10 protein-coding genes and 1 tRNA gene are annotated in these 12815 nt (G+C 68.6%); 6 read left to right on the top strand and 5 right to left on the bottom strand.

Features of this window, described 5'->3' with window-relative positions; translation table 11 throughout:
- The first annotated feature begins 38 nt into the window (after positions 1-38).
- Positions 39-554, top strand: coding sequence for a hypothetical protein (locus ACEN8G_RS10170; RefSeq protein WP_413413980.1), 516 nt, complete (start codon positions 39-41; stop codon positions 552-554).
- Positions 555-570: 16 nt separating this feature from the next.
- Here the strand turns inward: ACEN8G_RS10170 and ACEN8G_RS10165 are convergent, their stop codons facing one another.
- The 4 genes from ACEN8G_RS10165 to ACEN8G_RS10150 all read right to left on the bottom strand — a co-directional run bounded on the left by ACEN8G_RS10165 (position 571) and on the right by ACEN8G_RS10150 (position 6939).
- Positions 571-1611 carry a DUF2332 domain-containing protein gene (locus ACEN8G_RS10165; protein WP_413413979.1) on the bottom strand — a complete coding sequence of 347 codons (1041 nt, stop codon included), beginning with the start codon at positions 1609-1611 and terminating at the stop codon, positions 571-573.
- A 91-nt stretch (positions 1612-1702) separates the two neighbouring features.
- Complete coding sequence (locus ACEN8G_RS10160; protein ID WP_413413978.1) at positions 1703-3562, bottom strand: methyl-accepting chemotaxis protein; 1860 nt, start codon at positions 3560-3562, stop codon at positions 1703-1705.
- Between the two features lie 125 nt (positions 3563-3687).
- Positions 3688-6198, bottom strand: coding sequence for a TonB-dependent receptor domain-containing protein (locus ACEN8G_RS10155; protein WP_413413977.1), 2511 nt, complete (start codon positions 6196-6198; stop codon positions 3688-3690).
- Between the two features lie 651 nt (positions 6199-6849).
- Positions 6850-6939, bottom strand: a tRNA-Ser gene (locus tag ACEN8G_RS10150).
- A gap of 128 nt (positions 6940-7067) precedes the next feature.
- Between ACEN8G_RS10150 and ACEN8G_RS10145 the strand changes: the two genes are divergently transcribed.
- From ACEN8G_RS10145 to ACEN8G_RS10125, 5 genes are all read left to right on the top strand, one after another.
- Complete coding sequence (locus tag ACEN8G_RS10145; protein ID WP_413413976.1) at positions 7068-8093, top strand: lytic transglycosylase domain-containing protein; 1026 nt, start codon at positions 7068-7070, stop codon at positions 8091-8093.
- Positions 8077-9240, top strand: coding sequence for an SPOR domain-containing protein (locus ACEN8G_RS10140; RefSeq protein WP_413413975.1), 1164 nt, complete (start codon positions 8077-8079; stop codon positions 9238-9240). The genes ACEN8G_RS10145 and ACEN8G_RS10140 overlap by 17 nt, the downstream gene beginning before the upstream one ends.
- A gap of 17 nt (positions 9241-9257) precedes the next feature.
- Positions 9258-10427: a D-alanyl-D-alanine carboxypeptidase family protein gene (locus ACEN8G_RS10135; protein ID WP_413413974.1), complete on the top strand. Its 1170-nt coding sequence runs from the start codon at positions 9258-9260 to the stop codon at positions 10425-10427.
- Between the two features lie 144 nt (positions 10428-10571).
- Positions 10572-11549, top strand: coding sequence for an AAA family ATPase (locus ACEN8G_RS10130; protein WP_413413973.1), 978 nt, complete (start codon positions 10572-10574; stop codon positions 11547-11549).
- Between the two features lie 51 nt (positions 11550-11600).
- Positions 11601-11921, top strand: a complete 321-nt coding sequence (locus ACEN8G_RS10125) for a hypothetical protein (RefSeq protein WP_413413971.1) — start codon at positions 11601-11603, stop codon at positions 11919-11921.
- A gap of 138 nt (positions 11922-12059) precedes the next feature.
- Here the strand turns inward: ACEN8G_RS10125 and ACEN8G_RS10120 are convergent, their stop codons facing one another.
- Entirely contained in the window at positions 12060-12698 is a 639-nt protein-coding gene (locus ACEN8G_RS10120; protein WP_413413970.1) for a hypothetical protein, read from the bottom strand.
- Between the last annotated feature and the right edge of the window lie 117 nt (positions 12699-12815).

Below are 12815 nucleotides of genomic sequence, written 5' to 3'. Positions count from 1 at the left end.
ACATCTTTGGCCAACTTCACCTGCTGGGGAAACTGGTGATGCTCAAGGGTCTGCTGCTTTGCGCGGCGGCATGTGCCGCGCCCACGACGGTAATGGCTGGCGACAAGGACCTGCCGATCGTCCCGAACGTGAAGGCGATGCTCGCCGCCGATGGCGGGGTGCGTCCGACGGCGCCCGGCCGCAAGGTCGCGGTTGCCCGGCCTGCAACCTTCGTTCCGATCGCCTATCGCGGCCTCGAACGTCCCGATCTGTCCACTGCAACCGTTTCGCAGCCCCCGGTGCGGCTGCAATCCGGCACTTCGGTCGCCGAGATGAAGGCGGCGCGGGACTGGCACCTCGCGGTGGTGGAGAACAGCGAGAATGCCACCAGCGCGCGTGGGGGCAGCTGGGCGGTGTACGATACGCTTTCCGACCACAGGAAGCCGCGTTTTCGCCGTTCGGCGCTGAGCACCATGCTGGTTCTCAAGATCGACGGGAAGTCGGATACCTCGCCGGTCAGCGTAGGCGGAGGCGGGGTCGCTTCCGCGCTGTGGAAGGCGATGCCGGGGGACTGATCCCCCGGACACCCACTCAACCCAGCCAGTCTATCCAGTTGCCATAGGCGTGGCAGGTCGCGAGCCTGCGCGTCTCTCCGCTCGGCCAGCAGGTGAGGGTCAGGTGCACCTCGCTACGTGTCGGCGTCCATTCGAAGCCGATCCAGGCCAAAGGACGCTCGGCGGTGGCGCGAGCGCCGGCGCCGTGGATCGCACGCAGCACCGTCCCGCGATCCTCGCCGCTCAGATATTGCAGCACCATCGAGTGGAAGACGACGCGGCAGCGGCCCGCACCCTGCGGCTCGGCCAGGCGCTCGACCAGCCAGGAGGCGGCGTCCTGCCGGTCGATCCGCGGCGGGTGGCTCAGCGCCAGGTCGAGCGCACGCTCGAGCCGGCGCGCGCGGCCGGGCTGGTCGGCCCAGACATAGGAGAGCAGCCGCTCGCGCGTCGCCGCATCGCCGGCATCAAGCGGGTTGAGATCGACCCCGCGCGCCGCCGCCACGTCGATCGGGGCCGGGAAGGGGGCCGGGCCGGTCCATAACGGCATGACGTGCACCGGCGACTCCATGTCGCCTGCCAGCACGCCGCCCAGGTCATAGCCATAGCGCGCGAGGTTGAGGTTGAGCCCGCAGCTCGAGCCCAGCTCGAGCAGCTCGAAGGGCAGGTCGAACTTGCGGCGCACCACCATCAGCGCGGCACCGATCGCGGCGGCGCGGCCGACTTCGTTGGTCTGCGGCGTATCCTGCATCCAATGGGCGATGAAATCGTCCGAGGCGGCGAGGGCGGCACCGATCGCGCCGTCATAATCGTCATGCTCGCGGGCATAGAGCGCGCGCAGGGCGGCCGGTTCGCCGCGCCGCGCCAGCGCATGCAGCGCGGCATTGAAGCGCATCGCCAGCGCCGAGGAGGAGGGATCACGCGGCCAGCCGGCGATCAGCGCGGAGGTGCGCGGCGCAAGGAAGAGCTGGCGATGCCCGGCCTCGAGCACCGATGCGACGAAGGGCGAGCCGAGCCGCCGTGCGACCCGGGCCTGGCGGTGGAGCTCCCCCGCGGCGGCATTGGGCACCATCATGTTCATTCTGTTTTCCTTGCCGCCCCTGAGAGGAGCGGAGACATGCAGGTACGAAAAGGTCCGGCCCGGCGGCATGACGCCTCCGGGCCGGTTGTGGTCAGAAGGACTGCCAGTCGTCGAGCGCGGCACCGTTGGTCGGGCGGACCAGCGCCGGGATCGCCGCGGCCGGCAGCGGCCTGGCCGCGATGTCGAACCCGCCACGCGCCGGCTTGCGGCTGCCGCCATGGCCGGCTCCGCCGACGTTGAAACGACGGGCCTGCTCGGAGAGCGTGGTCACTTCGCTGGCGAGGTGACGCGCCGCCGCCGAGGTTTCCTCGACCATCGCCGCATTCTGCTGGGTCGACTGGTCCATCGCGCCGATCGCCGTGCTGACCTCGCTGATCGCGGTGGCCTGGGCCTGGTTGTCGGTCGCCATCTCGCCGAGCAGCGAGTGGACCTCGCCGACGCCGGTCGAGATGTCGGCCAGGGCGCCATCGACCTTCTGCACTGCCTCGACCGCCGACACGATGTCGGTCTGGGTCGCGGTCAGCTGGTCGCGGGCGCGGCCGGCCTCTTCCTCGGCACGCATCGCCAGGGCGGAGACCAGGTCGGCGACCACGGCGAAGCCACGGCCCGCCTCGCCGGCACGGCCGGCTTCGACCGCCGCGTTCATCGCAAGCACGCGCGTCTGGAAGGCGATCTTGTCGAGCCCTTCGATGACGCTGTCGATGCCCTTGGCACTGTCGCTGACCCGGTTCATCGCCTGCATCGCCTCGTCCGCGGTCTCGCGGCCGTTGGTGACCGTGGCGATCGTCTCGTCGGCGCGCGAGACGGTGCGGTTGGCCGCATCGGCAGTCGCGCGCAGGCGGCCGTTCATCTGGGTCACCGCGGCAGCCGTCTCCTCGAGGCTGGCGGCATTGGCTTCGGTGCGGCGGGCGAGATCTTCCGAGGCCTGGGCGATCTCGTTCGAGCCGGTGTTGATCGACTGGGTCGATTCCATCACCGAGGCAATCAGGCTGCGCAGTTCGCCCACGGCGGCGTTGAAGTTGGTCTTTACCGCTTCATAGTCGCCCGGGAAGGCCTGGGTGATCTCGGCGGTGAGATTGCCGCCGGCGAGCTCGGAGAGATGCGCCGAGACGGTCTCGACGACCATCTTCTGCTCGGCTTCCGCCTTGGCATTGGCGGCGTCGGACGCCTGCTTGGCGACCGCCGCGTCGCGGAACACCAGCACGGCGCGAGCCATGTCGCCCAGCTCGTCGCCGCGATCCGTGTCCGGCACCGCGATGTCGTTCCGGCCGGCGGCGAGATCCGCCATCGTCCGGGTGAGGCCCGAGACCGGGGCCGCGATCAGCCGGGTGAGCATCACCGCGAGCGTGACGGCGATGCCGATCAGCGCGAGCGCGCCGAGGGCGAGGACCCACAGCGCCGTGCCGATCGCGGATTCCTGGCTCGCGCCGTTCTTCTCGATCAGCGCATTCTGGGCGTCCTTGATGTCGCGCAGCGGCAGCACGGCGGCACTGGTCAGCACGGCCTTGCCGGCGGCGCGCACATCCGCCTCGGCCGCGTCACGCTGGCCGGACTTGACCTTGGCGATCAAGCGATCGCTCCAGTCCTTGCGCCACTTGAGCGTCTCTTCGCGCGACTTGAGCAGCGCGTCGAGCAGCTTGGGCTCGCCCTTCAGCAGCCCCTCGAGCTCCGCCGAAGTCTTGTCATAGTCCTCGCGGCCCTCGTTGTACGACTTGAGATAGGTTTCGTCGCCGGTCACGAGGAAGCCGCGCATCTGGCTGTTCTGGCGCAGCAGCGCGGTCTCCAGAGTCAGCGTCTTGGCGTGGATCGACTGGCTGAGATTGTTCGCGTCGGTCGAGCCGCGAATCGACGAGATGCTGGAGTAGAACACCAGCATCACGACGGCCGCCGTCGCGCAGATCGTCAGGAACGAAAGCCCCAGCTTCCTGGGTATCTTCATGGCCTTCAGCATATATTCCTAGCCTTTCCAGGTGGCGGCTCTTGCGACCGCAGGTGTCGCCACCCTCAAAGGGGGCCTTCCGATACGGATCGGGACCCGGGCCGCGCCCCCTCGCGCCGCCCGGGTCCCTTTCCCCATCAGAAGTCGAAGCGGACCGCCGCCGAGATGGTGCGGCCGTTGAGCACATGGGCCCGGGCCACACCCACCGCCGGGATCACCGCGTCGTCGATCGCTGTGATCGCGATGACGTCGAAGAGATTGGCGGCGTTGAGCGACAGCGTGACCTTGTCGAGCGGACGGAACTGCACGAACGCGTTGGTCGTCGTGTAGCCCGGCACCTTCAGCGTGTTCGCGGCGGTAGCCCAGCTGCCGGTGGTCCCGATGACGACCGCGCCGACGCTGAACTTGTCGGTCGTGATCTGCGGGGTCACCTGGTAGATCAGCTTCGCCTGGTGCTGCGGCGTGTTGCCGCTGTTCGCCGGGGTGAACACGTCGTTCGTGATCTCCGCGTCGGTATAGGTCGCACCCGCGGTCAGGCTGAAGATGCCCATGCGGTAGCTGCCCTCGAACTCGGCGCCGATCGCCTTGTAGTCGCGCAGCAGCGGCAGGCCGGTGGTCGAGTCGAGGTTGCTGTCCTCGGCCTTGGCCCAGAAGCCGGTGAGGTTCAGCGTCAGGTTCTCGTTGCGGTACTTAACGCCCGCCTCGGCCTGGTGCACGACGTCGACCGCATTGTCCTTGTCGACCATCTTACCGGTGTTCGGGTTGACCAGCGGGCTGAACTGGATGCGGTCGCCATTGGCACGGCCGCCGCGGCTGTAGCGCGCGAAGACCGCGAGCGGTTCGGCGATGCGCCAGTTGATGCCGGCCGAGTAGCTCAGATAGCCATAGGTGTAGTCGACCACGCCCGGGGTGGCGGGGGTGATCGCCACGGCCATCTCCGGCACCGAGATCACGCCGTCGCCATTGACGTCGCGCGGGGCGACGCCGACGCGGCCACCGCCCAGGTCGGCACCGAACACCGTGCCTTCGGCCTTGCCGAAGTCATAGCGGATCGAGCCGCCGATCGCGACGCCGCCGATCTTGAGGTTCACCGAGGCGAAGGGCGCATTGGTGGTGTAGCCGAGCTTGTAGCCGCGGCGGAACTGGCCCGGGGTCGGCGCGCCATAGCGCAGCGTGCCGTCCTGGGTGACCTTCACGCCGCCGGCGGTGGCGACGTCGAGCAGCTGGGCATCGCCATTGTCCGAGATGCCGCTGAGCACGGTCGCCCAGTTCCAGTCGGAGTCGATGTTCTGGTGCGAGCTGTAGAGGCCGACCGTGGTGGTCAGGTCGTTGCCGCCGAGCTTCCACACCTTGCTGGCGCGGATGTCGTTGGTGACGTTGCTCAGGTCGTTCAGGTCGGTGTCGGCGAGCATCATCAGCGCGCCCAGGCCGTTGCCGTTGAGCGTCGACGGGCTGGTGATCACCGAGCCGGTGTTCGGGCCGCTGGCATAGCGCAGCGTGCCGCCCGGAGCACCGAATGCCGCCGGCATCGCGGCCGCGGGCACGAACTGGGTGTAGTAGATGCCCATATAGTGGTTGGACATGTTCGAGTAGCGGAACTTCTCGGTCACGTCCCAGCCGGCGATGTCGAACTTCGCCTCGAGGCCGACCGACTTCTGGATCGGGTGCTGGCCGGCGGTCACGTCGTCGCGCACCGGCTGGTTATTGCCGTCCAGGGTCAGCTGGGTCTGGTAGAACTTCGAGAACAGCGAGTCGTGACGCACGTCATAGCCCGCGATGTTCTTGTACTTCGGATCGGCGTTGGTGCCGCTCACCGCGATCGGGGTGATGTCGTACGCGGGCGTACGGTCATCCAGATACTTGGCGTAGAAGCGGATATAGCCGCCGTCGAACTCCTTGGTGACGTTCAGCTTGATCTGGCCGCCGCGGGTCGAGGTGAAGCCGGTCGCGCGCGGGCCTTCGCCGTCGCGGTAGAAGCCGCCGACGTGGAAGCGCAGCGTCGGGGTGATCTTCGCGCCATAGTCGAAGTCGATGCGGCGCATGCCATAGTCGAGGCCGGCCGAGAGCTGGACCGAGCCGCCTTCGACGTCGCCGGTCTTCGAGATGAAGTTGACGATGCCGCCGGGCGAGTTCGACGCGAAGGTCGAGGCCGAGCCGCCGCGGATCGCTTCCACCGCGGCCAGGTTCAGGTCGGCGCGCAGGAAGCTGTCGGCGGTCGCGAACGCGATGTCGCCGAATTCGAGCACGGGCAGGCCGTCTTCCTGGAGCTGCAGGAACTTGGCGCCGGTCGAGGCGATCGGCAGGCCGCGGATGGTGATGTTGGCGCTGCCCTCACCGGTCGATGCTTCCGAGCGGATGCCGGGGATGTCGCGCAGGATCTCGGAGATCGAGCGGGCGCCGATCTTGTCGATCTCGCTGGCGCGCAGGGCGCTGGTCGAGGTGGCGCTGTCGAGGCGGTCGCGGCCCTTGGCGACGCCGGTCGAGAAGACCTCCTCGGTCTTCTTGGCGGCCGGGGCGTTCTGCTTCTCGCCCTCGGGCTTGGCGTCCTTGCCGGCGACGGCCGGAGCGACCGGCGTGGTTTCCGACGCCATGGCCGGAGCGGCCAGCGCGAACGGGGCGACGGTGATCAACAGGAAATGCTTCTTCATGTTATGCTTTACCCACCTTGAAATGGTGACCCCGAAGGGCCTTGCTCCCTGGAATTCTCGTATGTTCTGCTGCTTCGACCCGGCCGGGCGCGGCGCGGGCGAAGCGGAAACCGATGCGGAAGGGGCCTGCCGGGCGGTGCGGACGCGCAGGGCGCGCAAGGAGGCTGTCCGGCGCGACGGGTGTCACGCTGGCTGAAGCCTGTTGCGATGCCGGATTGCGTTCGCGCGGAGCGGTTCCCCCAAGCTCCTCGCGTCGACATGGCAAAACGGCGCGCTACGCCGTCGCTGCCTGTCCCTTGAATGTAGCGCTGCCCTTGCCGGACAGCTGCGCCTGGCCTTGCTCCTTCCCCCTCATGTGGCCGGAGGGCCACGCGGTTAATATAGCCGGGCGTGTCTGCGAGGTGTCGAAACTACGTAAAATAAATATTCTGCGCAGAATCTGTATATCTCTGAGAAGCAACAGGTTCCTTGAGGCGGGTGCGGCCGGTGTCGCAAATTCGGCATACATTGTTGCATGACGGACACATGTCTAGGCTGCGGGCGGTGCTGGCGGATGGCCTGCCGGCTGGGCGGAGCACAGACAGTTCGACCCCGACCGGATTCGCAAGGCCGAACGGCCGCCCGATCTTGTGCGAGTTCCAGGGCAGGGGTTGGCGGAGAGGGTGGGATTCGAACCCACGGTGCGCTTCCACGCACGGCGGTTTTCAAGACCGCTGCCTTAAACCACTCGGCCACCTCTCCGCGTCGCGGCACTCGCTATCCGGATTGTCGACGATCCGCTACAATTTGTTGACGAAAGCGGACGCCGGGGGGTTCTGCATCCCGTCTCCCTGTGGCACAAAATGCGCATGCGGGGATCGAGTAGAATGATGCGTAGCCTGTTGGCGCTCGGCGTGGCCGTGATCGCGGCGGCGCCGATGGGCGCCCCTGCGATCGCGCAGGACGAGAGCGGGTTCCAGACCTATCTGGGCGAGCTTTCGCGACAGGCGGCGGCGCAGGGCGTGAGCCGGCGGACGATCGACAGCGTGATCCCGACGCTGACCTACAATGCCCGGGTGGTGCAGCTCGACCGGCAGCAGCCCGAGACCGCGCCCAACGCGCCGATCTCCAATTTCGAGCCCTATCGGGTCAAGCATGTCGACGCGGCGCGGATCGGGCAGGGCAGGGCGGCCTATCAGCGCCAGCGCCCGCGGCTGCAGCGGATCGAGGCCGAGACCGGGGTGCCGGAATCGATCATGGTGGCGATCTGGGGGCACGAGACCAATTACGGCAAGGTGATGGGCGGGTTCGACCTGCCGCGCGCGCTTGCCAGCCTGGCCTATGAGGGGCGCCGCCGCGACCTGTTCGCCAGCGAGTTCATCGCGACGCTCAAGATGATCGACCGCGGCGTGCCGCGCGAGAAGCTGGTCGGCAGCTGGGCCGGCGCGTTCGGCGGGCCGCAATTCCTGCCCTCGGTCTATCTGCGCCTCGCCCGCGACGGCGACGGCGACGGCATGGCCGACATCTGGACGAGCGAGGCGGACACGCTGACCTCGATCGCCAATTATTTCGTCAACGCCGGCTGGCGCAAGGGCCAGCCCTGGGGCTTCGCGGTCACCGTGCCCGCAGGTCTCGACCGCAGCGCGCTCGTCAACAAGACCGTCGCGCCGCGCTGCCCGCGCGTGTTCGACCGACACAGCCGCTGGAAGACGATGGCGGAGTGGCGCGCGCTGGGGATCGTGCCGCAGACCCGCGCCTGGCCGGGCGACAATGTCCAGGCGACTTTGCTCGAGCCCGACGGCCCGGGCAGGACCGGCTATCTGCTCACCGGCAATTATCGCGTGATCCTCGATTATAATTGCTCGAATTTTTACGCTTTGTCGGTAGGCCTGCTCGCCGATGAGGTCGAACGCTAGCATTTTCGCGCTCTCGCTCCTCGCCGCGCTTGGCGGCGGAGCCCCGAGCTATGCCCATGTCCCGCAGCAGGGCTCCGTAGGCGCGCAAGCCTATGGCGGGCAGGATCAATCCACCGAGACGTGGCGCGCCGCCGACGGCACGATCCGCTCGCGCCCTGCGCGAGTGCAGCCGCAGTATCAGCCCGCGCCCGAGTCGGTCGCGCCGCCGCCCGAGCCCCAGGCCGAGCCGCAGCCGCAATGGGCCGATCCCGCGCCCGCGCAGCAGTCGGGCGTGCCGGGCGCCTCCTATGCGGTGCCGGGCAGCGCGCCTGCCCCGCAGAAGAAGGGAAGGGCGCCCGCGCCGGTCCAGCCGCAGCCGCAGCCGCAGCCGGCCCCTTCGCTGCCCCAGGACTATAGCGACCCCACGGCCGGCGTGACCGGGCCGAGCGGCTCGTCCCAGCCCGGCCCGGGCGAGACGCCGCGCTACGACGAGATCGGCTATGCCGGTATCCGCCCGGTCAGCGACGCTGCGGACCAGGCAGTGGTGGCGGTGCACCGCTCGCTGCCGGCCAACTCCTATGTCGAGGTCACCTCGCTCGACACCGGCAGGACGATCCTGGTGCTGGTCACCGGCTCGGACCCCGGCGCCGATCACCCGATCGACCTCTCGGCCGGTGCCGCTCGCCTGCTCGGCGCGCAGGGCGACTCGATCGCGGTGCGCATCCGCAGCGTCAACCCGCCCTCGATGGACAAGGCCGCGCTCCAGGCCGGCCGGCCCGCCGGCGACCGCGCCGATGCGCCGCAGGTGCTGCTCACCGCGCTGCGCAAGCGCCTGCCGAACCAGCCCAGCTACGCCGCCGCGCCGCCGCGGGTGACTCCGCCCGCCTATGGCCCGCCGCGTACCGCTGCGCCCCGCCCGGCGCCCGTCCGCACGCCGCCGCCGGCCCCGCGCCCGGCCGCGCACGGCAAGTTTATCGTGCAGGTCGCCGCACTTTCTAACGCCGGGCGCGCACAAGCGCTTGCCCAAAGCCTAGGCGGGTTCGTAAAGCCGGGTGGCGGGCTCTATCGCGTCCAGCTCGGTCCCTTCGCCACGGCGGGCGAGGCCGAAGCGGCACGACGGCGCGCCGCGGGCGCGGGCTATGGAGATGCACGCGTCCAAGCCAACTGAAAGGCCGGACGGACCCCATGAAGAAGTTTTTGCTTGCCGCATCGTTCCTGGCGCTCGCCGCCGCCCAGTCGACGAATGCCGCCGGCCCGCCGCCTTTCGATACGCCGGCGCCGATCGCGTACATGGAGGACCTGTCCTCCGGCGCGGTGCTCTATGCCAAGGATGCGGATCGCCGCATCCCGCCGGCGTCGATGGCGAAGATGATGACCGTCTATGTCGCCTTCGACCTGATCAAGCGGGGCGAGCTGAGCCTCGACAAGCAGATCGAGGTGCAGCCCGAGACCTGGAAGAAGTGGCACAGCCAGGGCTCGACCATGTTCCTGGCGGTGGGTGAGAAGCCGACCGTCTCCGACCTGCTCAAGGGCATCGTCACCCTGTCCGGCAACGACGCCTGCGTCGTCCTGGCCGAGGGCATTTCGGGCACCGAGGAGGCATTCGTCCAGCGGATGAACGAGGCGGCCAAGAAGCTCGGCCTGACCAACAGCCATTTCGGCACGTCGAACGGCTGGCCGGACGAGGGCCGCACCTATGTGACCGCGCGCGACCTGGCGCATCTCGCCAAGGCGACGATCAAGGATCATCCGAAGCTCTACAAGGACTTCTACGCGCTGCCGAGCTTCACCTGGGGCAAGACGCTGGGTGCCGGCGCTGCGATCAGCCAGGCCAATCGCGACCCGCTGCTCGGCAAGGTGCAGGGCGCCGACGGCCTGAAGACCGGCCATACCGACGAGGCCGGCTATGGCTTCACCGGCTCGGCCGAGCAGAATGGCCGCCGCCTGGTGATGGTGGTCGCCGGGCTCGACACCTATGGTGGCCGCGCCGAGGAATCGGTGAAGTTCATGAACTGGGGCTTCCGCGCCTGGCAGGCCCGCCCGATCGTCAAGAAGGGTCGCAAGGTCGGCGAGGTGCAGGTGCAGGGCGGCACCACGGGCAGCGTCGGCGTGATCGCGCCGAACGACCTCAATGCCACCGTTCCCGCCGGCACCGCGCCCGAGATGCAGGGGCGCATCGTCTATAACGGCCCGGTCCCGGCCGGCTTCAAGGCGGGCGACCATATCGCCGACCTGGTCATCGACTCGCCGGGCCTGCCCTCGCAGACCGTGCCGCTGGTGGCGGAGCAGGACGTCGCCGAAGCGGGGTTCTTCGGCCGGGCTTGGCGCGGCTTCTGGTCGCTGTTCGGCTATTGATGCAAGAATCCTCCCCCGCCGGGGGGAGGTGGCAGCCGGAGGCTGACGGAGGGGGAGGACAGCCCAACCGTCGTGCTTCCTCCCCCTCCGCCGCGCTGCGCGCGCCACCTCCCCCTGGCGGGGGAGGATTGCTAGAAGGCTGCCATGCCCCTGATCGGCAACGAACCCGCCCGTGAGGCACTCGCCGCCGCGATGCGGAACGGCAACCTGCACCATGCCTGGCTGATCGCCGGGCCCGAAGGCGTGGGGAAGGGGAGCTTTGCCCGGGCTGCGGCGCTGCGGATGCTGTCCGAGGCGGCGGGGCGTGATCACCTCGCCCCCGGTTGGGAGGTGCCCGCCGAAAGCCAGACGGTCCATCTCGTCGACGCCGGCGCGCACCCGGATTATCGCGAGCTCGTCCGCCTGCCCAAGGATCCGGAAAAGCCCGACGAGGCGCTGGCCCGCTCGATCACCATCGCGCAGGTCCGCTCGCTCCAGGCGCTGTTCGCCACCAAGCCGAGCTTCTCGCCGCGCCGGGTGATCGTGATCGACGCGATCGACGATCTGGAGCGCGGCGGCGCCAATGCGCTGCTCAAGAACCTGGAGGAGCCGCCGGCGGGGACGATCTTCCTGCTGGTCAGCCATGCGCCCGGCCGGCTGCTGCCGACGATCCGCTCGCGCTGCCGGCTGCTCCGCTTCGAGGCGCTGAGCGACGGCGACGTGGCGGAGATCCTCCATGCGCAGCTGCCCGATGCGAGCGGCAGCGAGATCGCCGCGCTGGTCAAGGCGGGCGAGGGCTCGCCGGGCCGGGCGCTGGGCTTTGCCGGGCTCGACATCGCTGCGATCGAGGCGGAGATGACAGCACTTGCTGAAACCGGCGACCCCTCCAACCAGATCCGCGCCCGCCTGGCCAAGCTACTCGGCGCCAAGGCCGCGCAGCCGCGCTACGAGGCGTTCCTGGAGCGCGCGCCGAGCTTCATCGCCGAACGGGCGAAGACGCTGTCGGGTGATGCCCTGCGCACCGCGCTCGACGCCTATGCCGCCGCACGCGAGCTGGGCGGGGCGGCGACCGGCCTGTCGCTCGACGCCTCGGCGACGGTGTTCGAGATGAGTGGCATCCTCGCGCGGCTGGGACGCGCTTAACGCCGTCTTAGCCATCCGCGGTTATTCCGGCCCCGAAACAGGGGATATCTCATGACCGCGATCACCGGCATTACCGGCATTGGCGCCAACGCGACCTCGCAGGCTGCTGCGACCAACGGCTCCAGCCACCTGAACTTCGACGCGATCCTGGAGGCCTTCAAGAAGGCCGCGAGCGAGACGCCCGAGCAGCGCGCCCGTGACGCGGTGCTCAAGAAGCACGACCTCTCCGAGGAGGACTACAAGAAGCTCCCGCCCAAGGAGAAGGACGCGATCGACAAGGAGATCGCCGAGGCGGTGCGCAAGGTGCACGAGCGCAAGACCGGCGTGGCGATCGGCGACTCCCCGGTGCCGACGGAGAAGCTGTTCGGGTGATCTTCTGCTGAGCGGTTCCCAATCCCGAACCTGCTCCCCGGCGAAAGCCGGGGCCCAAGGTCACAAGCGAGCCGGCAGAGAAACCCTGGGCCCCGGCCTTCGCCGGGGAACTGTTAACGACTATCTCAAGGCTGCCGCTTAACCACCACCCCACCCCAGCAGATCGTCCGGATCGGGCGTGTCCTCCATGTACAGGACCTTGCTCGGCCTCTTGCTCTTCTTCTCGATGATCCGGTCATAGGCCGCATCGCCTTTGCCGCTCTTGTTGAGCTTCATCTCGCGGCTGATGTAATCGCCGGTCAGCAGGTTCCAGCTGATCTCCAGCCCGTCATGCGCATAGGTGCGGCTGTAGAGCGTCGCGTCGAGACCGATCAGCCGCATGCGCGGCTTCGGCCCGGGGACCAGGCGGTAGCGATAGACCGTGTTCACCGCCGTGGTGCCGCCGACCAGGTCGGTGATCTTCAGCACGCCCTTGGTGATGCGCACCTCGGCCGCACCGAGCGGATAGCTGTCGAGCTTGAGCGTGCCGATGGTGACCAGGTCGACATCGAACTCGCCCCTGGCGAGCAGCATCGCCTTGACCGTGCGGCTCTGCTCGCCGCGGCCGATCAGCACGGTGTCGGCCTGGCCGTCCCCGTTAAGGTCTCCATCGGTGCGGCTTTCGACTTCCTCGCCCTTCTCGAGCCAGGACTTGAGGGACTCGTCGCTGATTGGTGAGGCCGTCTGCGCTGCCGCCGGCGTGGCGATCAGCAATGCCGCGAGTGCCCAGATCCGCATCTTGGTGCCTCCCCCTAGGTTCGTGTATTCCATATCCTATTCCGTCATCCCCGCGAAGGCGGGGATCCAGGATTTCTCCGCCGGGCCGCTCTTGGCTCTGGATCCCCGCCTTCGCGG

Origin of the sequence: Sphingomonas sp. Sphisp66 (assembly GCF_047324325.1) — a bacterium.
GTDB lineage: Bacteria > Pseudomonadota > Alphaproteobacteria > Sphingomonadales > Sphingomonadaceae > Sphingomonas.
The sequence above is the reverse complement of the archived record's forward strand: the minus strand, read 5'-3'. Positions and strand labels throughout refer to the sequence as shown.

Bases quoted from the DNA above. Each gene is read 5' to 3' on its own strand.
- ACEN8G_RS10170 (WP_413413980.1), top strand. From the start codon at position 39: ATGCTCAAGGGTCTGCTGCTTTGCGCGGCGGCATGTGCCGCGCCCACG.
- ACEN8G_RS10165 (WP_413413979.1), bottom strand. From the start codon at position 1,611: ATGAACATGATGGTGCCCAATGCCGCCGCGGGGGAGCTCCACCGCCAG.
- ACEN8G_RS10160 (WP_413413978.1), bottom strand. From the start codon at position 3,562: ATGCTGAAGGCCATGAAGATACCCAGGAAGCTGGGGCTTTCGTTCCTG.
- ACEN8G_RS10155 (WP_413413977.1), bottom strand. From the start codon at position 6,198: ATGAAGAAGCATTTCCTGTTGATCACCGTCGCCCCGTTCGCGCTGGCC.
- ACEN8G_RS10145 (WP_413413976.1), top strand. From the start codon at position 7,068: ATGCGTAGCCTGTTGGCGCTCGGCGTGGCCGTGATCGCGGCGGCGCCG.
- ACEN8G_RS10140 (WP_413413975.1), top strand. From the start codon at position 8,077: ATGAGGTCGAACGCTAGCATTTTCGCGCTCTCGCTCCTCGCCGCGCTT.
- ACEN8G_RS10135 (WP_413413974.1), top strand. From the start codon at position 9,258: ATGAAGAAGTTTTTGCTTGCCGCATCGTTCCTGGCGCTCGCCGCCGCC.
- ACEN8G_RS10130 (WP_413413973.1), top strand. From the start codon at position 10,572: ATGCCCCTGATCGGCAACGAACCCGCCCGTGAGGCACTCGCCGCCGCG.
- ACEN8G_RS10125 (WP_413413971.1), top strand. From the start codon at position 11,601: ATGACCGCGATCACCGGCATTACCGGCATTGGCGCCAACGCGACCTCG.
- ACEN8G_RS10120 (WP_413413970.1), bottom strand. From the start codon at position 12,698: ATGCGGATCTGGGCACTCGCGGCATTGCTGATCGCCACGCCGGCGGCA.